At 41.7% G+C, this 22,213-nt stretch carries 25 protein-coding genes; 23 read left to right on the top strand and 2 right to left on the bottom strand.

Translation table 11 applies throughout. The features are described from left to right. Positions 1-54 precede the first annotated feature (54 nt). From MHI16_RS17085 to MHI16_RS17005, 17 genes are all read left to right on the top strand, one after another. The gene (locus tag MHI16_RS17085) at positions 55-498 is read left to right on the top strand and encodes a hypothetical protein (protein ID WP_061409858.1); all 444 of its coding nucleotides are present in this window, start codon (positions 55-57) and stop codon (positions 496-498) included. 161 nt (positions 499-659) lie between these two features. Continuing rightward, a complete protein-coding gene (locus tag MHI16_RS17080; RefSeq protein WP_081042257.1) occupies positions 660-1,712 on the top strand; it encodes an L-threonylcarbamoyladenylate synthase in 1,053 nt (350 codons plus the stop codon). 60 nt (positions 1,713-1,772) lie between these two features. Beyond that, positions 1,773-2,327 carry a manganese efflux pump MntP family protein gene (locus MHI16_RS17075; protein ID WP_012011556.1) on the top strand — a complete coding sequence of 185 codons (555 nt, stop codon included), beginning with the start codon at positions 1,773-1,775 and terminating at the stop codon, positions 2,325-2,327. 63 nt (positions 2,328-2,390) lie between these two features. Then, positions 2,391-2,849 (top strand): low molecular weight protein arginine phosphatase, encoded by a 459-nt coding sequence (locus MHI16_RS17070; RefSeq protein ID WP_058013476.1) that lies wholly within the window; start codon positions 2,391-2,393, stop codon positions 2,847-2,849. A 140-nt stretch (positions 2,850-2,989) separates the two neighbouring features. Beyond that, the gene (gene rpiB / locus MHI16_RS17065; RefSeq protein ID WP_003214714.1) at positions 2,990-3,439 is read left to right on the top strand and encodes a ribose 5-phosphate isomerase B; all 450 of its coding nucleotides are present in this window, start codon (positions 2,990-2,992) and stop codon (positions 3,437-3,439) included. Between the two features lie 12 nt (positions 3,440-3,451). Next, the gene (locus tag MHI16_RS17060) at positions 3,452-3,991 is read left to right on the top strand and encodes a TIGR01440 family protein (protein WP_058013477.1); all 540 of its coding nucleotides are present in this window, start codon (positions 3,452-3,454) and stop codon (positions 3,989-3,991) included. Positions 3,992-4,168: 177 nt separating this feature from the next. Then, positions 4,169-5,416 carry a serine hydroxymethyltransferase gene (glyA, locus tag MHI16_RS17055; RefSeq protein ID WP_012011552.1) on the top strand — a complete coding sequence of 416 codons (1,248 nt, stop codon included), beginning with the start codon at positions 4,169-4,171 and terminating at the stop codon, positions 5,414-5,416. A gap of 147 nt (positions 5,417-5,563) precedes the next feature. Beyond that, complete coding sequence (upp, locus tag MHI16_RS17050; RefSeq protein ID WP_003214553.1) at positions 5,564-6,193, top strand: uracil phosphoribosyltransferase; 630 nt, start codon at positions 5,564-5,566, stop codon at positions 6,191-6,193. 496 nt (positions 6,194-6,689) lie between these two features. Further along, positions 6,690-7,073, top strand: a complete 384-nt coding sequence (locus MHI16_RS17045) for an ATP synthase subunit I (RefSeq protein WP_003215321.1) — start codon at positions 6,690-6,692, stop codon at positions 7,071-7,073. 7 nt (positions 7,074-7,080) lie between these two features. Next, entirely contained in the window at positions 7,081-7,815 is a 735-nt protein-coding gene (gene atpB, locus MHI16_RS17040; RefSeq protein ID WP_003215198.1) for a F0F1 ATP synthase subunit A, read from the top strand. Positions 7,816-7,863: 48 nt separating this feature from the next. Next, positions 7,864-8,076 carry a F0F1 ATP synthase subunit C gene (atpE, locus tag MHI16_RS17035; RefSeq protein ID WP_003214968.1) on the top strand — a complete coding sequence of 71 codons (213 nt, stop codon included), beginning with the start codon at positions 7,864-7,866 and terminating at the stop codon, positions 8,074-8,076. Between the two features lie 120 nt (positions 8,077-8,196). Then, positions 8,197-8,718: a F0F1 ATP synthase subunit B gene (gene atpF / locus MHI16_RS17030; RefSeq protein ID WP_003214532.1), complete on the top strand. Its 522-nt coding sequence runs from the start codon at positions 8,197-8,199 to the stop codon at positions 8,716-8,718. Continuing rightward, positions 8,715-9,260 carry a F0F1 ATP synthase subunit delta gene (locus MHI16_RS17025; RefSeq protein WP_012011549.1) on the top strand — a complete coding sequence of 182 codons (546 nt, stop codon included), beginning with the start codon at positions 8,715-8,717 and terminating at the stop codon, positions 9,258-9,260. Before atpF ends, MHI16_RS17025 begins: the two co-directional genes overlap by 4 nt. 16 nt (positions 9,261-9,276) lie before the next feature. Then, positions 9,277-10,785 carry a F0F1 ATP synthase subunit alpha gene (gene atpA / locus MHI16_RS17020; protein WP_012011548.1) on the top strand — a complete coding sequence of 503 codons (1,509 nt, stop codon included), beginning with the start codon at positions 9,277-9,279 and terminating at the stop codon, positions 10,783-10,785. An 88-nt stretch (positions 10,786-10,873) separates the two neighbouring features. Then, complete coding sequence (locus MHI16_RS17015) at positions 10,874-11,740, top strand: F0F1 ATP synthase subunit gamma (RefSeq protein ID WP_012011547.1); 867 nt, start codon at positions 10,874-10,876, stop codon at positions 11,738-11,740. 24 nt (positions 11,741-11,764) lie between these two features. Further along, a complete protein-coding gene (gene atpD, locus MHI16_RS17010; protein WP_012011546.1) occupies positions 11,765-13,186 on the top strand; it encodes a F0F1 ATP synthase subunit beta in 1,422 nt (473 codons plus the stop codon). Positions 13,187-13,210: 24 nt separating this feature from the next. Beyond that, positions 13,211-13,606: a F0F1 ATP synthase subunit epsilon gene (locus tag MHI16_RS17005; protein WP_003214592.1), complete on the top strand. Its 396-nt coding sequence runs from the start codon at positions 13,211-13,213 to the stop codon at positions 13,604-13,606. A gap of 42 nt (positions 13,607-13,648) precedes the next feature. Here the strand turns inward: MHI16_RS17005 and MHI16_RS17000 are convergent, their stop codons facing one another. Then, complete coding sequence (locus tag MHI16_RS17000; protein WP_034620330.1) at positions 13,649-14,122, bottom strand: hypothetical protein; 474 nt, start codon at positions 14,120-14,122, stop codon at positions 13,649-13,651. A 170-nt stretch (positions 14,123-14,292) separates the two neighbouring features. Here MHI16_RS17000 and MHI16_RS16995 point away from each other — a divergent pair, with 170 nt between their 5' ends. From MHI16_RS16995 to MHI16_RS16970, 6 genes are all read left to right on the top strand, one after another. Beyond that, positions 14,293-14,523 carry a DUF1146 family protein gene (locus MHI16_RS16995; RefSeq protein ID WP_342498025.1) on the top strand — a complete coding sequence of 77 codons (231 nt, stop codon included), beginning with the start codon at positions 14,293-14,295 and terminating at the stop codon, positions 14,521-14,523. Positions 14,524-14,651: 128 nt separating this feature from the next. Continuing rightward, positions 14,652-15,386, top strand: a complete 735-nt coding sequence (locus MHI16_RS16990; protein WP_342498024.1) for a YwmB family TATA-box binding protein — start codon at positions 14,652-14,654, stop codon at positions 15,384-15,386. A 32-nt stretch (positions 15,387-15,418) separates the two neighbouring features. Then, positions 15,419-16,726 carry a UDP-N-acetylglucosamine 1-carboxyvinyltransferase gene (gene murA, locus MHI16_RS16985; RefSeq protein WP_034660278.1) on the top strand — a complete coding sequence of 436 codons (1,308 nt, stop codon included), beginning with the start codon at positions 15,419-15,421 and terminating at the stop codon, positions 16,724-16,726. 253 nt (positions 16,727-16,979) lie between these two features. Further along, the gene (spoIID, locus tag MHI16_RS16980) at positions 16,980-18,005 is read left to right on the top strand and encodes a stage II sporulation protein D (RefSeq protein ID WP_058013480.1); all 1,026 of its coding nucleotides are present in this window, start codon (positions 16,980-16,982) and stop codon (positions 18,003-18,005) included. Between the two features lie 323 nt (positions 18,006-18,328). Then, positions 18,329-19,027 (top strand): VWA domain-containing protein, encoded by a 699-nt coding sequence (locus MHI16_RS16975; RefSeq protein WP_081042276.1) that lies wholly within the window; start codon positions 18,329-18,331, stop codon positions 19,025-19,027. 82 nt (positions 19,028-19,109) lie between these two features. Further along, positions 19,110-19,787, top strand: a complete 678-nt coding sequence (locus MHI16_RS16970) for a VWA domain-containing protein (RefSeq protein WP_268497450.1) — start codon at positions 19,110-19,112, stop codon at positions 19,785-19,787. Between the two features lie 54 nt (positions 19,788-19,841). Here MHI16_RS16970 and MHI16_RS16965 read toward each other — a convergent pair whose 3' ends face one another. Further along, on the bottom strand, positions 19,842-22,190 hold the full coding sequence (locus tag MHI16_RS16965; RefSeq protein ID WP_342498023.1) for an FdhF/YdeP family oxidoreductase: 2,349 nt from the start codon (positions 22,188-22,190) through the stop codon (positions 19,842-19,844). Positions 22,191-22,213: the final 23 nt, after the last annotated feature.

The raw sequence follows: 22,213 nt of genomic DNA, 5'->3' as shown, positions 1-22,213 counted from the left end.
AAATCTGTTTTTGCCTCATAGAGTTGAAGTAAGAGATCAAAAAGAGGTGAAAGCATGTATTATCAGTTAAGAATAGCCACAGAAGAAGATGCTCCAGCGATCAATGCTTTTCTTGAAAAAGGACAAGCGAAAGGCGGCGTCACACTTGCAGAGCATACGACATTTGTTGTCATGGAAGATGCGGACGGTCAGCTGGCAGGGTGTTTAGGTCTTGAACAGCTTAGTGAACAAGAGGGCCTGCTGCGGTCTCTTGTCATATCAGATAAATTAGGTCAGGGACATATCGTGTCTTTGTTCCAAAGTGTTCAAACGCTCGGAGGGAAAATAGGTGTGGATACGTTTTATGTCGTTGCCAACCACTCCTCCTCGTATGATTTTTTGACATTGATGGGCTTCACGGCCTTAGAGGATATTCCAGAAAGCATGTGGGGATCTGCACATGCAAAAGAGTTCTTGGCGAAAGAACAGGCTGTGGTTCTTCAAAAAAAAGCCAGTTAATCACAATATATTGAACTTATACACATACTTATCCACCGTTAAACAAGCGTTATCCACAAATTGTGGACAACGCTTGTTTTATTGACCAGCATCTTTTATACTTTCAAAAGGATAATTGAGATATATCAACAGTTTTATCTTTTTTAAAAGGAGTTTGTATGATGTTAAATACAAAAAGATGGTCTGTGGATTTAGAAAAGGATTTGTCCACATTCTATCCACAAATTGAACAGGCAGCGTTGTTATTGCAGCAAAACGAAGTGGTCGCTTTTCCGACAGAAACGGTGTATGGACTAGGGGCTAATGCGAAAGAGACAGAAGCTGTCATGAAAATTTATGAAGCGAAAGGGCGTCCAAGTGATAATCCATTGATTGTCCACATTGCGGAGGTTGAGCAGCTTCATGAATTTGCACAAATAGAAAGCGAAAAAGCAAAGGCATTGATGGAAGCCTTTTGGCCGGGTGCTTTAACCATTGTTCTTTCGTGTAAGCCTGGCACTTTATCAAAGCAGGTCACGGCAGGTTTATCCACGGTCGGTGTGAGAATGCCTGACCATCCGATTGCGCTTGAGCTTATCCGAACGGCTGGTCTGCCAATTGCTGCACCAAGTGCCAACCGTTCAGGCAAACCATCTCCGACACAAGCTGACCATGTAGCGAGTGATCTCGATGGAAGAATCGCTGGGATTATCGATGGTGGTTCAACGGGTATTGGCGTTGAGTCAACGGTTGTCTCCTGTGTCGATGAGATTCCAGTCATCCTAAGGCCTGGCGGAATTACAAAAGAAGCATTAGAAGAGGTAGTAGGAACGGTCAGTATTGACCCAGGGCTGACAAAAAAGGACGAAGCGCCTGTATCGCCAGGGATGAAATACACACACTATGCCCCTGAAGCTAAGATGTATCTCTTTTTTGGAAGTGATGAAGAGATGCAGCGTCATATTCAAACATACCAGGCAGAAGGTTTAAAAGTTGGTGTGCTGACAACAGAAGAAAAGAAATCGTTGTTTGCAGCAGATGTTGTCTTCAGCTGTGGATGGAGAGAAAAACCTGAAACGATAGCGGCAAACTTATATCGTGTATTGAGACAATTTGATGAGACAGATGTAGATGTCATTATTTCAGAAGCCTTTTCAGAGCAGGGGGTTGGTTCAGCAATTATGAACCGTCTGCAAAAAGCGGCAGGAGGGCGCACTCTCTCTTCATTCAAATAGTTCTAACCCTTCTTGGACAAACATAGGTTAAAGGAGAATGCGTGTCCAAGGGGGATTTACATGTACGAACTAGCTGGCGAATTGCTGACGCTCAGCATCATGGCTTTTGCACTGGGGATGGATGCTTTTTCGGTTGGACTTGGCATGGGAATGATTCAGCTGAGGTTCCGCCAGATCATTTATATTGGACTTGTCATTGGTATCTTTCATATGTTTATGCCGCTTTTTGGTATGCTAACAGGTCAGCTCCTATCAGGCTGGCTCGGTCTCCTTGCTACCTATATAGGCGGGGCGCTGCTTTTGGTGCTCGGGCTGCAAATGATCATTGCGTCTATTCGAAAAGAAGATAAACCATTTATCGCACCTGTTGGCGCTGGTCTTGTTCTTTTCGCAACAAGTGTCAGCTTAGATAGTTTTTCCGTTGGCTTAAGCCTCGGAATTTACGGTTCTCACGTATGGATGACCATTTTATTGTTTGGTTTTTTTAGTATGATCCTCACATGGCTTGGGTTATTACTCGGTAAACAGGTTCGATCATGGGTGGGATCATATAGCGGGGCGCTTGGCGGAATCATTTTACTAGCCTTTGGTATCAAATTATTATTTCCGCTCTAGTCAGTCTCCTTACATAACATGTAGAATGAAATGCTATATAATAGAAGAAAAGGAGGGCGAAAGATGAAAATCTTATTTGTTTGTACGGGAAATACATGCAGAAGTCCGATGGCTCAAGCCCTTTTTGCTTCAATTGCACAAGATAAAGGTTTAGAGGTCACTGTTAAATCAGCGGGCATTTTTGCCTCAGATGCTGGGAAGGCTTCTCCTCAAGCGGTCGAAGCATTATTTGAGAAAAGTATTCCACTGAATCACTCTTCAGCAAAACTAACAGAGGATCTTCTGCGAGAAGCTGATTACGTCTTCACCATGACCATGCAGCATAAACAGTTGATTGTGGAGCAATATGCACATGCAAAAGACAAGATCTTCACTCTAAAGGAATTTGCGACAGGGGCAGAAGGCGATGTATCCGATCCATTTGGAGGAAGCCTGTCTGTTTATCAGGAAACACGTGATGAACTTGGTGCATTGCTTCAGCAGCTGGCTGAGAAATTGAAAAAGGATCAGACATCCTCATAATGGACAACCTGTAAAACCGTTGCATCAACGGTTTTTCTGCTTTTGTTTGCAAATGACTAAGCAGAGGTTAAAATATAACTGTAAATAAAGAATAAATGTAAGGCATAACAGATCAACTCACCCTTAGGAGGAATTGCCCGATGAAAGTAGCTATTGCATCCGATCACGGCGGAACGAATATTCGTGAAGAAATCAAACAACTGATGGATGAATTGAAGATTGAATACATTGATATGGGTTGTGAATGTGGATCAGGTTCTGTAGACTACCCAGATTATGCTTTTCCTGTAGCTAACATGGTGGCTAACGGAGAAGTGGACCGCGGCATTTTAATTTGCGGGACAGGCATTGGTATGAGTATCTCAGCAAACAAAGTAAAAGGAATTCGCTGTGCGCTGGCGCATGATACATTTAGTGCGAAAGCAACTAGAGAACATAATGATACAAACGTCCTTGCAATGGGAGAACGAGTTATTGGACCTGGATTAGCACGTGAAATTGCGCATATTTGGCTGACAACAGAATTTACGGCAGGACGACATGCTGTACGGATTGGTAAGATTGCTGATTACGAAGAAAAGCACCTATAAGGAGCGCTTAACATGAACATTGGTCAAGATTGGCTTGAAATGTTAAAAGAGTTTCATCAAATGGTTGAACTGCGTGCTGGGCAGATTTTAGTGATCGGCTGCAGTACATCAGAAGTGGCTGGTGAGCATATTGGGACAGCAGGAAGTGAGCAAATAGCTGCGTCCATTTATCAAGAATTGGATCAGTTAAGACGAGAGACCGGCATTGAGCTGGCTTTCCAGTGCTGTGAGCATTTGAATCGTGCTCTTGTTGTGGAAGAAGAAGTGGCTTTCCGGCTTAACCTAGAGATTGTGGCGGCAGTACCTGTCCGAAAGGCGGGTGGTTCGATGGCAGCTCATGCGTATCAGCATATGGAACATCCTGTGTTAGTTGAATCCATCGAGGCGCATGCTGGAATTGATATCGGTGATACATTGATTGGGATGCATCTAAAGAGAGTCGCTGTACCTGTTCGCCTCAGTCGCCATCAATTAGGGCATGCACATGTGACGTTTGCGAAAACGCGTCCGAAGCTGATTGGCGGAGAACGAGCGGTTTATACAAGATCATAGCTTAGATATATTTCTAATATAATGTTGAATGATGAAGGCGCTTTACCACTTGAATATTCGGTTTTTCGTAAAAAAAGAAGTCGATTTCCCAAAAAAACTTTTACATTTCACTTAAAAACCGTGTACAATGAGATGGTGAAAACATCGAATGGAAATAGATTGGAGAGGATTTCGCTGATGAAACATTTACCTGAGCAAGACGCACAAGTATTCAAGGCAATTCAACTAGAGCGGAAACGCCAGCAGGACAAAATTGAATTAATTGCATCAGAAAACTTTGTAAGCGAAGCAGTCATGGAAGCACAAGGCTCTGTATTAACAAACAAATATGCAGAAGGTTACCCTGGTAAACGCTACTATGGCGGCTGTGAACATGTAGACGTTGTAGAAGATATCGCACGTGACCGCGCAAAAGAAATTTTTGGTGCTGAGTATGTGAACGTACAGCCTCACTCAGGTGCTCAAGCGAATATGGCCGTATACTTTACCATTCTTGAGCATGGCGATACAGTGCTAGGTATGAACTTGTCACATGGCGGGCATTTAACACACGGAAGCCCTGTTAACTTTAGTGGTGTACAGTACAACTTTGTAGAATATGGTGTTGATAAAGAAACGCAGCATATCGACTATCAAGATGTACTTGAAAAAGCACGTGAACATAAGCCGAAGCTAATTGTTGCGGGTGCAAGTGCATACCCACGTCAAATTGATTTCAAAAAGTTCCGTGAGATTGCGGATGAAGTCGGTGCTTACTTTATGGTCGACATGGCTCACATTGCAGGTCTTGTTGCAGTAGGTCTTCATCCAAATCCAGTTCCTTATGCAGATTTTGTGACAACGACGACTCATAAAACATTGCGTGGACCTCGCGGCGGAATGATTCTATGCCGTGAAGAGTTTGGGAAAAAGATCGACAAATCGATCTTCCCTGGTATTCAAGGTGGACCGCTGATGCATGTCATCTCTGCAAAAGCTGTTTCTTTCGGTGAAGTATTGAACGGAGATTTTAAAACATATGCACAAAACGTCATTGACAATGCAAAGCAGCTAGCTGAAACCCTTTTATCTGAAGATATTCAGCTTGTGTCTGGTGGAACGGATAACCATCTTGTTCTTATCGACTTACGTTCTCTTGGCATCACAGGGAAAATTGCAGAAAATGTTCTTGATGAAATTGGTATTACAGTGAACAAAAATGCGATTCCTTATGATCCAGAAAAACCTTTTGTCACAAGTGGTGTACGTGTTGGTACAGCAGCAGTGACAAGCCGCGGTTTCGATCAAGAAGCAATGAAAGAAGTCGGTTCCATTATTGCGCTTGCTCTCAAACATCATGAAGATGAAGCGAAATTAGAAGAAGCGAAAAAGCGTGTATCTGATCTAACTGCCCGCTTCCCTCTATATAACGAATTAGATTATTAAAAAGCAGACCCATTTGCCTATTTTTGGCATGTGGGTTTTTTTTGTAGGATTTGCGAATCATATTGAAAGATGATGTCTTTTTATGTAGAATTGTAGGAAGTGTGCAAAGTTCACCGGAAGATGACAGAAAAGGAGTTGTAGCAAGCTATGGCAAAGGTTTATGTATTTGATCACCCGCTTATTCAACACAAACTTACATATATTCGTGACGTTCATACAGGAACAAAAGAATTTAGAGAGCTAGTGGATGAAGTCGCAACATTAATGGCATTTGAAATCACAAGAGACTTACCGCTTGAAGAGGTAGATGTAGAAACACCTGTACAAGTAGCGAAATCAAACGTGATCTCAGGGAAGAAACTCGGTGTTGTGCCAATTTTAAGAGCTGGTCTTGGAATGGTGGACGGGATTTTAAAACTCATTCCAGCTGCTAAAGTGGGACATGTCGGTTTATACCGTGATCCGAAAACATTAAAGCCTGTTGAATATTATGTGAAGCTTCCATCTGATGTGGAAGAGCGTGAATTTATCGTAGTAGATCCAATGCTTGCAACTGGAGGTTCAGCAGTCGAAGCATTGAACAGCTTGAAAAAACGCGGGGCGAAAAACATTCGCTTCATGTGTCTGATTGCTGCTCCTGAAGGTGTAGAAGAAATGCAAAAGCATCATCCTGACGTTGATATCTACATTGCAGCATTAGATGAGAAATTAAACGAAAAAGGTTACATTATTCCAGGTCTTGGTGATGCCGGTGACCGTATGTATGGAACGAAATAACATGTTTTAATAAAAGCCCACATGCAAACGTGCATGTGGGCTTTTTGAAATATATGACAAACGGTTGATATCGTTCTTAGAAAAATCAATGTATACTGAACATTAGCTGTTTTTTTCAATGAATGTCACGTGTCTCCTAAAGTTTGATGAAATTGTGAACATTTTGTGTGCTCTATCATTATAGAAAAGTTTTTTAACTTTCAACGGATTGACACATCATAGACGCTATTGTATGCTAAACGAGGGTATTATGGTAAGGTTTTCATAGCCTATAGCACTCTACTAATCCTCATTGTGAACCCTTTAATTATCAGGGTTTGTATCAGCGAATGAAGCAACATCCCATAGATCTTTAGATTTCAAGTCTGATTGTGCAATTAGACCGATGGGTGATTGATTTTTTTCGAACAGGACTGCTTATCATAAGCGTCTTCTACGCAGTTTTCATCACCATTTATCACCTTTTTTACAATATTTTTCATCGGGAGTCAGATGAATGAACGATCCAAACGCGATTTTCCGCAGACAGAGTAAATACATGTTCTATCTATTGGCAATTTTTGTGTTTGGCTATGCCATGCCTGGTTTTAAACCACTGTTTCTTGGTTTGATTATCGGCACAATTTTTGCTTTCTTTAATTTATTCCTTCTTATACGGAGAATGCATGCTTTTGATCGAGCGGTTAAAAAAGGAAAATCCATTCGTTCAATGGGAAGTACAGCCAGGTGGGCCAACGCAATTCTCGCAGTAGCGATTGCTTGGCGTTACCCTAATGAAGTTCATCTGGCAGGTGTTGTTATAGGATTAATGACAATATATCCTGTCATTATGATAGATTCCTTCATTCAACTTAAACGTTCTACTATGGAAGAGAGGTGAATACTCTTTGGGTCACAGTTCAAAAACGACAGAATTTTTAGGGTTAACGTTCAACTTATCCAATGTTCTCATGATTACGATTGCTAGTATCATCGTTCTTCTCATAGCGGTGCTGACTACTCGTGTTCTGTCTATACGTCCGACAAAGGCGCAGAACTTCATGGAATGGATTGTTGATTTTGTTCGAAATATCATAGGTAGTTCGATGGACATGAAAACAGGAGCCCCATTTCTAGCGCTAGGCGTTACATTACTCATGTACATATTTGTTTCAAACATGCTTGGACTGCCATTTTCGATTACGGTCGATCACAACTTGTGGTGGAAATCACCAACAGCAGACCCTGCAATCACAATGACACTAGCGATTATGGTCATGGGCTTGACACATTATTACGGTGTCAAGGCAAAAGGAGTCAAGGAATATACGAAAGACTACTTTAGACCAATTCCGCTTTTAGTACCATTGAAACTAATTGAAGAATTTGCAAACACGCTAACACTTGGTTTGCGTCTTTATGGAAACATTTTTGCTGGAGAGATTCTTCTTGGTTTGCTTGCAGGACTAGCGACCAATTTCTACACGCAAAACATTGCGCTTGGTATCGTTGGTACATTAGGTGCCATCGTGCCAATGATTGTATGGCAGGCATTCAGTTTGTTTGTCGGAACAATCCAAGCATTTATCTTCACCATGCTGACAATGGTGTACATTTCTCATAAAGTCAGCGACGAACACTAAAAAATTGAGAGTCCAAAAAGGACGTTATTTTAAAGGAGGAGCTTTTTAATGAATTTAATAGCAGCAGCAATTGCAATCGGTTTGGGAGCACTAGGAGCAGGTATTGGTAACGGTCTAATCGTATCTAAAACAGTTGAAGGAATCGCTCGTCAGCCAGAAGCTGGTAGAGAACTAAGAACTCTTATGTTCATCGGGGTAGCTTTAGTTGAGGCACTTCCAATTATCGCTGTCGTTATCGCATTCTTGGCATTCTTTGGTTAATATGTGAGAAGCGTTCTAATATGAATTTTAATGGCGAAGATCAGATTAGTTCGAAACTTCGCCATTCCTTTATGTTTTGTTTCTTAACATATTATTTAAAGAAGGGAGTTGCCGTACTAAATGTCTCAGTTACCAGTGGTTTTAGGAGCAGGTGGCTTAAGTTTCAATGCCGGGGATATGATATTCCAGCTGATCGCTATGCTCATCTTGCTTGCACTTTTAAAGAAATTTGCGCTTAAGCCTTTATTAGGGATTATGAAACAGCGTGAAGATTATATAGGAAATGAAATTTCAAGTGCTGAACAAAAGCACGTTCAAGCTGAAAAGCTTCTTGAAGAACAACGTGTCTTATTGAAAGAAGCACGCGAAGAATCACATACACTCATCGAAAATGCGAAAAAGATTGGTGAGAAACAAAAAGAAGAGATCATTCAAGCAGCACGTCAAGAGTCAGAACGCTTGAAAGAGTCTGCTAGAACTGAAATCGTGAAAGAAAAAGAACAAGCTGTGGCAGCACTGCGCGAGCAGGTTGCATCACTATCTGTACTTATTGCATCTAAAGTGATTGAAAGAGAACTTGATGAGCAAGCACAAGAGAAATTGATTCAAGAGTATCTTAAAGAGGCAGGCGAAAGCCGATGAGCGTGACTATTGTCTCTAAGCGTTACGCTTCTGCTCTTTTTGACATCGTTCTTGCTTCTTCGGCAGTAGACGAAACTGAAAAAGAGCTGAATGAGATCAAAAAAGTTCTAAAGGCTGACCAAGAGTTGAATGACTTTCTTGTTCATCCAAAGATTACGGCAGACAAAAAGAAACATTTGATTGCAGAAGCTTTCAAAGGTGTTTCCACACATGTATTGCACACAATGTATTTATTGATTGACCGCGGACGCACGAATATTTTCTCTGAAATGACGTCTGAGTTTGTGAAACTGGCAAACCGCACGAAACAAATAGACGATGCGATCGTGTATTCAGTGAAACCGCTGAGCGGTGCTGAAATTCAATCTTTATCTGAAGTATTTGCCAAAAAAGCCGGAGTCACATCACTGCGTGTTGAAAATGTGATTGACAAGGATCTAATAGGCGGAGTGAAAATCCGTATCGGAAACCGCATTTATGACGGCAGTGTCAGCGGAAAGCTTTCCCGCATTGAACGTCAGCTTGCAGGCGAAAATCGTTAGAAGGGGTGAAACCTTAGTGAGTATCAAAGCTGAAGAGATTAGCGCGCTGATAAAGCAGCAAATCCAAAACTATCAATCTGAAATTGAAGTAAAAGATGTCGGTACAGTCATCCAAGTAGGGGACGGTATCGCGCGTGTACATGGCCTTGACAACATTATGGCAGGAGAGCTGGTTGAGTTCTCTAACGGTGTAATGGGTATGGCTCAAAACCTTGAGGAGTCTAACGTAGGTATCGTTATTTTAGGACCTTACAAAGATATCCGCGAAGGTGACGATGTAAAACGTACAGGTCGTATCATGGAGGTTCCAGTAGGTGAAGAGTTAATCGGACGTATTGTGAACCCACTTGGTCAGCCTGTTGATGGACTAGGTCCAATTTTAACAAGCAAAACTCGTCCAATCGAAAGTGAAGCGCCAGGCGTTATGGATCGTAAATCTGTACATGAGCCGCTTCAAACAGGGATTAAAGCAATTGATGCCTTGATTCCAATCGGACGCGGACAGCGTGAATTGATCATTGGTGACCGTCAAACAGGTAAAACATCTGTTGCAATTGATACGATCCTTAACCAAAAAGATCAAGACATGATCTGTATTTATGTAGCGATCGGACAAAAGGAATCAACGGTTCGTGGTGTTGTTGAAACACTTCGTAAGCATGGTGCGCTTGATTACACAATTGTAGTCACAGCTTCTGCATCACAGCCAGCTCCACTTCTTTACCTTGCTCCTTATGCAGGTGTAACGATGGGTGAGGAATTCATGTATAACGGCAAGCACGTTCTTGTTGTATATGATGACCTTTCTAAACAAGCGGCAGCTTACCGTGAGCTTTCATTATTGCTTCGTCGTCCTCCAGGTCGTGAGGCATTCCCTGGTGATGTTTTCTATCTTCACTCTCGTTTATTAGAGCGTGCAGCGAAGCTTAGTGACGCAAAGGGTGGCGGTTCTATCACAGCATTGCCTTTCGTAGAAACGCAAGCTGGCGATATCTCTGCATATATCCCAACAAACGTTATTTCAATCACAGATGGACAGATCTTCTTACAATCTGACCTCTTCTTCTCAGGCGTACGTCCAGCAGTAAACGCAGGATTGTCTGTATCCCGTGTAGGTGGTTCTGCACAAATCAAAGCGATGAAAAAGGTAGCAGGTACACTTCGTCTGGATCTTGCTTCTTATCGTGAGCTTGAAGCATTCGCTCAATTTGGATCTGATCTAGACCAAGCGACTCAAGCAAAATTAAACCGTGGTGCTAGAACTGTTGAAGTCTTAAAACAAGACTTGAACAAACCGCTTAAAGTTGAAAAACAAGTAGCGATTCTTTATGCACTCACAAGAGGATACTTAGACGATGTGGCGGTTGCTGATGTCAAACGTTTCGAAGCTGAGTTATTCATGTACATTGAAGAAAACCATAAAGGCTTGTTTGACACGATCTCTCAAACAGGAAACATGCCTGCTGATGAAGAGTGGAATACAGCCATCGAAGGCTTTAAACGTACGTTTGCACCAAGCAACTAATTAGTAATCTTTCCGAGAGAAAAAGATTCTCTTTTTCTCTCTTTTCACGTAAATGAACACGGATTCCTGAAAAAAGGTGGTGAAATCTTTGGCCTCATTACGCGATATAAAGTCAAGGATCACGTCAACGAAAAAATCGAGTCAGATCACAAAAGCGATGCAAATGGTATCAGCTGCGAAACTGAATCGTGCTGAAAACAATGCGAAGTCTTTTGTTCCTTACATGGAGAAAATCCAGGAAGTGGTTGCTGCAATCGCAACTGGAACAAGTGCTAAGCACCCAATGCTTCTTTCAAGACCTGTCAAGAAAACAGGATATCTCGTCATTACATCTGATCGAGGACTTGCAGGACCTTTTAACAGCTCGATTTTGCGTGCCGCTTACCAAACCATTCAATCTCGTCATCAGTCAGCTGATGAATATGCGGTAATTGTGATTGGTAAAATCGGACGCGACTTCTTCAAAAAGCGCGGTATTCCAGTTATTTCTGAAGTAACAGGGCTTGGAGACGAAGTAGCGTTTGCTGATATTAAAGAATTAGCAAGCAGTACAGTTCAAATGTTCTCTGATGAAGCGTTTGACGAACTTTACATGTTCTATAACCACTTTGTCAGTGCCATTTCACAAGAAGTAACAGAGAAGAAATTATTGCCGCTAACGGACATTTCGGCCGCAGCGACACCTAATAAACGTTCCGCATCTTATGAGTTTGAGCCTTCTGAAGAAGAAATTCTTGAAGTTCTCCTTCCTCAATATGCAGAGAGTTTGATTTTCGGTGCGCTTCTTGACAGTAAAGCAAGTGAACATGCTGCAAGGATGACAGCAATGAAGAGTGCAACAGACAACGCAAAGGAATTGATCGACAGCCTGACACTCTCTTACAACCGTGCTCGTCAAGCAGCAATTACACAAGAGATTACAGAAATTGTCGGCGGAGCAGCTGCCTTAGAATAGAAATAATTGTCAGGAGGGAATGCAATGAAAACAGGACGCATCAGTCAGATCATGGGACCAGTCGTAGACGTTCGTTTTGAAGATGGTCACTTGCCTGAGATTTATAATGCGATCAGAGTTTCGCATAAAGCGGAAAGTGAAAGTGAAGTTGATATCGACTTAACTTTAGAAGTAGCACTACATTTAGGTGACGATACAGTGAGAACCATCGCAATGGCTTCAACAGATGGTGTGAAGCGTGGTATGGAAGCTGTAGACCTTGGAAAACCAATTTCAGTACCAGTTGGTAACGTAACACTTGGACGTGTATTCAACGTACTGGGAGATAACATTGACTTAGATGAGCCACTTGGTGTGGAAGCTCAAAGAGATCCAATCCACAGACAAGCGCCTTCTTTTGATCAACTTTCTACAGAAGTTGAAATTCTTGAAACGGGTATTAAAGTTGTTGATCTTCTTGCTCCTTACATCAAGGGCGGAAAGATCGGTCTATTCGGTGGAGCCGGTGTAGGTAAAACCGTTCTGATTCAAGAATTGATCAACAACATCGCACAAGAACACGGCGGTATTTCTGTATTCGCTGGTGTTGGAGAGCGTACACGTGAAGGAAACGACCTTTACTACGAAATGAAAGATTCTGGTGTTATTGAAAAAACAGCCATGGTCTTCGGACAAATGAACGAGCCACCAGGTGCACGTATGCGTGTTGCCCTAACTGGTTTGACAATGGCAGAGCATTTCCGTGATGAACTAGGTCAAGACGTATTGTTCTTCATCGATAACATCTATCGTTTTACACAAGCAGGTTCTGAAGTATCAGCCCTTCTTGGACGTATGCCTTCAGCGGTAGGTTATCAGCCGACACTTGCAACAGAAATGGGTCAGCTGCAAGAGCGTATCACGTCTACAAACGTAGGATCGGTTACATCGATTCAAGCGATCTATGTACCTGCGGATGACTACACGGATCCAGCTCCAGCAACAACGTTCGCTCACCTTGATGCAACGACAAACCTTGAGCGTAAGCTGACTGAAATGGGTATTTACCCAGCGGTTGATCCTCTTGCTTCAACATCTCGTGCACTTGCACCTGAGATCGTTGGCGAAGAGCACTATGCCATTGCGCGTGAAGTGCAGCAAACATTGCAGCGTTATAAAGAACTACAAGATATCATTGCCATTTTAGGTATGGATGAATTATCAGAGGACGATAAGCTTGTTGTACATAGAGCGCGTCGTGTTCAATTCTTCCTATCTCAAAACTTCCACGTAGCAGAGCAGTTCACTGGCCAAAAAGGTTCTTACGTGCCATTGAAAGAAACTGTTAAAGGCTTCAAGGAAATCTTATCTGGTAAATACGATCACCTTCCAGAAGATGCATTCCGCTTAGTTGGACGCATTGAAGAAGTGGTTGAAAAAGCCAAAGAGATGGGTGTAGAGGCCTAATCTGGTCCTTAGGAGGGTAAAAGCATGAAGACCGTTCAAGTCAATATCGTTACTCCCGACGGCCCAGTGTATCAAGCGGATGTGGAAATGGTCAGTGTGAGAGCAGAAAGCGGTGAGCTTGGTATTTTAGCTGGCCACGTTCCAATGGTTGCTCCGCTAAAAATCGGTGCAGTTCGCTTAAAACATAGTGGATCAACTGAATTGGTTGCAGTAAGTGGCGGATTTGTTGAAGTTCGCCCTGAACAAGTAACCATTCTTGCTCAGGCCGCTGAAACATCAGATAAAGTTGATGTCGATCGTGCGAAATCAGCGAAACAGCGTGCTGAAGAGCATTTGAACCACCCGAATGAAAGTGATGTACGCCGGGCGGAACTCGCATTAAAACGGGCGTTAAACCGTTTAAATGTAGCAGGGAAATAAAACAGAAAATCCTTCTTATCACAATGATAAGAAGGATTTTTTTTAGAATGACATGAGGGATTGGTACATTGACACATACGGGTGAGAATCCTGTTTTTCAAGATATAAGTGCTCGCAAAACTGCGTACTATGCCACGTTTTATTGTGCCGGCGCAAACCCAGCGTATATTGATGCGGAGAGTCCATATAAGGACGTACCACCCAGTCAGCATCTGAATGATGACGGAGGACAACCTCTCCCATATATACACTCATCATCGCTTCTAATGCATCTATTGGCATTTTCCACTCAGCAAACAACTGCTTGGTAAATGCATCAAAGTAAAGTGTTTCTAACTGATACAGGCTCTCCTCAGAATAATCCAAAGAAATGTTATGAAAATGACACAATTGCGCTAATTCTTCTAGCTGTGTCTGTCTATAATCAAAGTAGAAAGCAATGGCCTCCCATTCATGATCAAATGAGGGAACCAGTTCTCCGTACAAATCAACAAAGTCAGGAAAAGAATCTTTCAATGTGTACAGCTCCTTCCACACGCAGTATATCATCTCCTTGGCACCAGGATAAGAGGGGATTTACTCTAAATGTAGCTCTTTTTTCCAAATGATTCATCTTTCCGATTTTCGCGGATATAATGAAAGGGAGTTTTCCTTTACAGAAATAAATAAAAGGAGGATTCAACTGTATGGAAGACGTAGGACAACACGCAATCGTGAGTATTGTGATCCACCTGTTTTTTATTGCGATTACATGGTGGGCATTGCTTGCCGTAAATATTGACCCACTAATTAAAAAAGGGAAAATCATTCAGGCAAGATTGCTGATGATGCTCATTACCATTGCTATTGCATCTGCAGTCAGCAATTTCTTCCTTGATTACTTAAATTTCTCCAGACAAATCCCTTATATGTTCTAACATAAAAGGTTTGGTCACTGCCTTATGCGGGAACGTAAAAAGAAGTGTCAAAAGTATGGCCTTTGATGACTTTTCCACGTATGCATAGACCTCCTTGCGGCAACACTTGTAGCAAGGGGGAATGAGAAGTGAGAAAGTATATAAAAGGTTGGCCATTATTTGCGTTTATTCTTTTTTTTGTTCTGATGATTCAAGGTGTTCGTGCGGAAGAATCTTCTCCGCTCGCCCAAATAGCAGAAGGTCTGAACAACCAGCAAATTGAAGTAGATGCATGGACTCTTCACGCCAAAACAAATGTAAACATTTCATCCGAACAATTTTCAAAAAAAGTGAAACGTTTCAAAGACGAACTACGACAGTATGAGTGGACCGAAAAAGAAGAACAACATGTCACCAAAGTCACAGGAATTTACAAAGATGAAAAAAATGATACATTATCGAAAATTTTACTCGTGAAGACCGACACAAAATCCAATCAAAAGTCGTATTTATTATATGAGCAAAAAGGTGCTCGCCCACTGAATACCTGGAAGCATACATATGATCAGTTCGTACGTCATGCAAAAAGCATATTACAAGAGAAATTTGTAATTTTTACTTGTCTCGATGGTCATGTAAATGGTATGATGGATGTTGTTTTGCAAAAAAAAGCTGAAATGTTAGGAAATGAATTTCAAGCAAAACCAGTTGAGTATCTCGTTGAGTCTAATTTTGTGTCGCTTTCCGCTTACACAGATAAGTGGGAACAGTTCATTATGACTTCAAATGATAAAATGAATGTTCAAATTGCCATCAGAAGTTCGGAAATGAACGAAAATCATACGATTACGGTTGGCACACCAATCGTAACGACTGAATATTAATATAGAGAATTTGGGACGCGGAGGGGAAGACCTTGGAAAAAATCATCGTCCGCGGCGGTCAAAAGTTAAACGGCACAGTTAAAGTAGAAGGAGCAAAAAATGCCGTTTTACCAGTTATCGCTGCATCTTTGTTAGCAAGTACAGAAAAAAGCGTAATTTGTGATGTACCTACGCTCTCCGATGTATATACAATCAATGAAGTGTTACGTCATTTAGGAGCAGAAGTACATTTTGAAAATAACGAAGTATCAGTGGATGCATCTCATGCACTAGAAACTGAGGCTCCGTTTGAGTATGTCCGTAAAATGCGAGCGTCTGTGCTCGTCATGGGACCACTTTTAGCAAGAACAGGTCATGCAAGAGTTGCATTACCTGGAGGCTGTGCGATTGGTTCAAGACCAATTGACCAGCATTTAAAAGGCTTTGAAGCAATGGGAGCTAAAATTCAAGTAGGAAATGGTTTCATCGAGGCTGAAGTCAAAGGCCGTTTAAAAGGTGCGAAAATCTATTTGGATTTCCCAAGTGTTGGCGCAACTGAAAACATCATTATGGCAGCAGCATTAGCTGAAGGAACAACGATTTTAGAAAACGTAGCAAAAGAACCTGAAATTGTTGATTTGGCAAACTACATCAATGCCATGGGCGGTAAAGTTCGCGGAGCTGGTACTGGTACAATCAAAATCGAAGGTGTGGAAACACTTCACGGTGCAAAACACAACATCATCCCTGACAGAATTGAAGCAGGTACTTTCATGGTGGCAGCAGCCATTACAGAAGGAAATGTTCTTGTGAAAGGCGCAGTGCCAGAGCACATGACATCACTTGTAGCAAAAATGGAAGAAATGGGTATTCAGATCATTGAAGAAGAAGAAGGTTTAAGAGTCATTGGACCATCTGAGCTCAAGCCAATTGATCTAAAAACAATGCCACATCCTGGTTTCCCAACGGATATGCAATCTCAGATGATGGCGCTATTGCTTCGTGCGAACGGAACAAGCATGATTACAGAAACGGTATTTGAAAACCGCTTTATGCATGCAGAAGAATTCCGCCGTATGAATGGTGATATTAAAATTGAGGGTCGCTCTGTCATTATCAATGGGCCGGTTCAACTTCAAGGTGCTGAAGTGTCAGCGACTGATTTAAGAGCTGGAGCAGCACTTGTACTTGCTGGATTAGTAGCAGAAGGTCATACACGTGTCACTGAGTTGAAGCATATCGATCGTGGATATGTGAACTTCCACCAGAAGCTTGCAGCAATCGGTGCAGATATTGAAAGAGTAAACGATGAAACAGCAGATGTGACACAAGAACAAGTTGTATCAGATCTGAACGCGTAATCATAAAGAAATCAGTGTGTCCATGGGGCATGCTGATTTTTTTTAGAATCATAGATTGCTTTATTTTTAAAGCTTATCATTAGTGTATCCAATCATCTTAAATTTTATTCATACAGACGAACAGTAAAATCAGTTGATAAACAGCCTCTTATCTTCATCAAAAGACTTGTCCACTGAATGAAAGAAGCTGTCATATTAGCTTGTCCCTCCCCATAGGATAAAAGAGATTCAATGAAAATGGGGGCAGCCAAATATGAAACCAATGATATGGACAATCGCAGGAATATGCATCATTATTTTAATGATTCCAACTTTACTTGTGTTGCCGACGTTTCAAGGGAAACCGGAGGCAAACCAGCATGTATCAGCGGAGCCATCAGTTAAAAAAGAAGTGAAGGGTACAGTCAAATTGAAGCAATCACCCGTCGCTATCCCCGTTTATCGTTCTGCTCATCAGCAGGTAGAAAACATCCCCTTAGAAGAGTATGTGATCGGTGTCGTAGCGTCTGAAATGCCAGCTGATTTTGAGATGGAAGCACTCAAGGCACAGGCACTCGCCGCAAGAACGTATATCGTCAGACAAATGATTATCGATAAGACCGTCAAATCACCAAAAGGCTCTCTTGTAGATGATACCCAAATGTTCCAGGTGTATAAAAACAAGCAGGAACTCAAGAAAATTTGGGGGAAGGCGTACAATTGGAAGTTGAAAAAAGTTACAGAAGCTGTTGCCAGCACACAAGGAAAAGTGCTGACTTATGACGAGAAGCCAATTGATGCTTCATTCTTTTCAACAAGTAACGGGAAAACGGAAAATGCCGAAGCTTATTGGAAAAATGAAATCCCATATTTGAAAAGTGTCTCAAGTAAATGGGACGAAAAATCGCCAAAATTTCAAAACAAGAAAACCATCCCAGTTAGTGAATTTCAGCAAAAATTAGGTGTGACGCTCACTCAGCAGGCTCAGGTAGGGCAGATAGTAGAACGGACACCAGGAAATCAAGTAGCAAAAGCCGTAATAAACGGTAAAACACTGACAGGCAGAGACATTCGAGAGTCATTAGGACTTCATTCAGCGGACTTTACTTGGGAACGCCAAGGCCAGCAAATCATCATCACGACAAAAGGGTATGGCCATGGTGTTGGAATGAGTCAGTACGGTGCGCATTATATGGCACAGTCAGGCAAAAAAGTGGATGCTATCGTGAAACATTATTATAAAGGGATTCAAATTGAACCAGCTGATCGTTTTCTTAACACGTATATGGCTAAAAAATAAAGCAAAGGTGCCTCAGAATGGGGCATCTTTTTTGTGTGTTTCAAGAGTTTTGAACAGAATGTGTCAATTTGCGACTTAAGACGCACCTCAGGAAATCTTAAACATTTACGTCCCGACAAGCACCGATGGCCGATACAAAGCCCCTCGAAAGAAGGAGAAAACAAGAGAAAAAATGATGTGTTGGGTGAATGTATCTAGACAACTGACAGATTTTTAGTGATTTTGATGAAAGAGAAAAAGGGACCGAGTCCTATACCATTCCAAGACAGAATCTTTTACGATTAAGATGTTTCAATTTAATACATAGGGAGGAAGGAAAAATGATGTTGAAAAAAGTATTTACACTCGTAACCTTAGCTGTATTGACATTATCTATGTCAATCTCTTCACCAGTATTTGCAAAAGCATCTACAGTCAAAAAACATAACAAAGATGTAAGAGTCACCATTTTACTTGATGCAAGTGGAAGCATGGCAAGAAAAGTAGAGGGAGAACGCAAATTTGACCTCGCTAAACAAGAGGTATTTAAATTTGCTCAGTCACTTCCAAAAGACGCTAAAATTCGTATGAGTTTGTTTGGCTCTGAAGGAAACAACAAAAATTCAGGTAAAGCTCAATCATGTGAAGTCATTAGAGGCGTTTATGGCGTACAGCCTTACGAAAAAGACAGCTTCGAAAACTCATTAAACGGACTTGGACCAAATGGCTGGACACCGATTGCTCGTGCTCTTGAAGATGCAAAGCAAACGGATGAACAGCTTAATAATGGTACAAAACATATTGTGTACCTCATCACTGATGGCGAAGAAACTTGTGGCGGAGATCCAGTAAAAGTAGCAAAAGAATTGCATAACTCTAAAGGGTCGACTGTTGTTAATGTCATTGGATTAGACTTTAACGATGGCTATGAAGGTCAATTAAAGCAAGTAGCCAAAGCTGGTAAGGGCCATTACTACCAAGCAAGCACTGGTAAAGAAATGGGTTCTATCCTGTCAGCAGAATCATTAAAATTACACGAATAACTTGCTGAACAAAAGGGAAACGATTGATGTATGCTTTCGTTTCTCTTTTTCTGTACAAATGTAAAAAGGGAGGTTTTTATAAATGAAACGCAATATTGTATTAACTATTTTGGCTAGCCTTGTCCTGCTTCTTTCTTCACCAGCTCATGCTGTGACAAAAAAACAGGAGCCAGCTCATGTGGTGATATTACTTGATTTAAGCGGCAGCATGGCACAATCAGTTGAAGGCGAAAAGAAAATCGATATCGCCAAACGTTCTATTCAAAGCTTCGCAAGTATTTTATCAGATGATACACAAGTCCTTCTTCGTGTGTTTGGTCATGAAGGAACCAATAAAAATGCTGGAAAAGAACTTTCTTGTGGAAGCTCTGAAGCCGTTTATGGATTTGGATCATATGAATCATCAACATTTCAGCAAGCTCTGAATGTGTATAAACCAACTGGCTGGACACCACTTGCAAAAGCATTAACAGATACGAAGCAAGATTTTGAAGATCACCAGGCTGATGGGAAAAATATTGTCTATGTCGTCAGCGATGGTAAAGAAACTTGTGGAGGAAGCCCTTCACAAGCAGCAAAGGAACTACATGAAGGCGGAATTGACACCATTGTTAATATCATCGGCTTTGACGTGAATGAAAAAGAAGCAAAAAGTCTAAAGTCTGTTGCAAAAGCGGGCGGTGGACAATATCAACCGGCTGCAAATGCCGAAGAATTGAATCACATTCTACAAAGTGAAGCGAGTACTTTTGGTCAGTAGGATATGAATGGGGGCTGGGGATTTGTTTTCCCCAGCTGTTTTTTTAGGTGAAGATCAATTCAAAGTGGTTTCTAATTCATCAATTCGTTTCTCCACGTAGTGCTGGTCTTTTCTTGCATGAAAGGTTTCAGCTTTTTCTAATATGGCCGCCGTATTATATTCGGGAATCTGTGAGTAGCTCTCATACACACCCTTTGGAATTAAAACGTTCCCTTCAGGCCAGTAAACAGCGATATTGCCACGTTTCAACTCCCCAAATTGAGCGACTCCTTGGTAGGATCCATATTGATTAAACAAAACAACTGGATCACCTTCTTTGACATAAAGTTCTTTAGCATCATCTTCATTCATCAAGATAGAATGACGCTTCCCACCATTAAAGGCATCCTTTTCACTATAGATCATGGAGTTGAATTGCTTTCCTCTTCTTGTCGTAATATGAAAATGACCCTCGGTTTTTCGGTATTGAGGCAGTTGGGCAGGAAGAAGATGTCCTTTGCCGTCCGGTGTTGGACACTCTCCGTCTTCACATAGCCAGGCACCTCCCCATTGAAAAACGTCTCCTTTATGACGTAAATGCTGGATGCCATCATAGTTTCGATTTGCGATCGCAATCTCACGGCGAATGTCTTCAGCCGTTTCGAAATGAATCAGTTCAGCATCTTCTGGCCGTACTCTTTTTGCAAGATCAATATAAATATCCCATTCTGCTCTGGCTTCCTCAATCCGAGGACCTTCAATTTCTGGACTGAAATATACCATGCGTTCCGTACTAGTGGATGTACCGCCGCCTGGCTGTTCATATCTTGTCATAGCAGGCAGAACAATTACTGTCTCCTCTGCCTCTACAAGTGTAGAGGTATTCAAAATGATATCTTGATGGACACGAAGTTCAAGCTCAGATAAAGCTTTTTCTATCGCATCTGGATTTGGCATCGTTTCTAAAAAGTTCCCGCCGCTCGTAAACAGCATTTTGAGTTTTTGCGGATGTTCTTTTGGGAGAGCCATTTTCTCAAATGATTGCCCAATAGTGTCACCATGCCACTTCGGAATGTCAAAACCCCAAATTTTTCCGATTCTTTCAATATTCTCCTCATCAAAATCACTGCCCGGCAAAACAAATGGGTCAGCACCCATTTCACCAGAACCTTGAACACCGCTATGCCCGCGAATTGGCATGACACCACAATGTTTCCTGCCAATAAATCCACGTAACATAGCAAGGTTGGCAACCTGTGATATATTATCAGTTGCAAAGCGGTGCTGAGTAAGACCCATGCTCCAAATGAAAACGCCTGAATTGGCATTGGCAAGAAGGATGGCAAATTCCTTCATTCTTTCTTTTGATAAGCCTGATGATGTCTCTAGGTCTTCCCATTTTAATTGTGCGACATGCTGCTGTAAATCCTGTATGCCGGTAGTATGAGCTTGAATAAATTCATGATCAAGAGCGGAATGGGGTGCGTGCTGCTCCATGTCAAACCAATGTTTGATGACACCGTTCATAAACGCAATATCGCCGCCTATATTGACTTGATAGAAATCATCCGCGATTTTTGTGCCGAATAAAGCACTTTCTGGAATAGAGGGAACCCAGTACTTTTCCATGGCAGGCTCTTTGTACGGATTGATGACAATAATTTTGGTTCCTTTCTTTTTCGCCGCATACATATATTTAGTTGAAACGGGCTGATTGTTTGCTGCGACAGATCCCCAAAAAATTAAGACATCTGTTCCGATCCAATCGTTGTAATTACAGCTGGAAGCTCCTATCCCAAGGGACCGCTTAAGAGCGGTTTTGCTCGGTGAATGACAAATGCGAGACGCATTATCAATATGATTTGTCCCGATAAAGCGAGCTGCCTTCGCCGCAGTATAATAGACTTCATTTGTAATTCCTCTAGCTGTTAAATAGAAAGCGAGCTGCCGTTTATCAATTGATTTGATTTTAGCTGCGATTTGATCTAATGCATCATCCCAAGAAATACGCGTAAAGGCATTGTCACCTTTTTTTCGAATGAGTGGATAAGGGATACGGCCAAGTTTGCGAAGAGTGGTGCTGTCCATGTGTTTGAGCTGTTGAATGTCTTCAAACCATTTTGGATCAATAGCTGGCATTGTATTAAGACGAAGTACATTTAGTCTTGTGGTGCATATATGAGGTCCTGCGAGCGTTTGGTCATATAACCCTGAAACACCAAGGGCGCAGCCGTCACACACGCCTTGCGTTAAAATACGATATGCATAGGGGAGATTATCCTTGTTCTCCCAAGCCACTTTCATCGTATCTCGAATGTGTTTCGGCTTTACTTTTCCAAGTCCCATAGGCGCAAAAGAAGCCCATAGCTTTGGTGAGGGTTTTTTATTAAGCTTAATAGGCCCCTTATGTTTTGTTTTCCCCATGATATCATCACCCTCCTATTACT

Origin of the sequence: Bacillus sp. FSL K6-0923 (assembly GCF_038630825.1) — a bacterium.
Taxonomy (GTDB): Bacteria; Bacillota; Bacilli; order Bacillales; family Bacillaceae; genus Bacillus; species Bacillus pumilus.
This window is presented reverse-complemented; position numbering and strand designations above follow the sequence as displayed.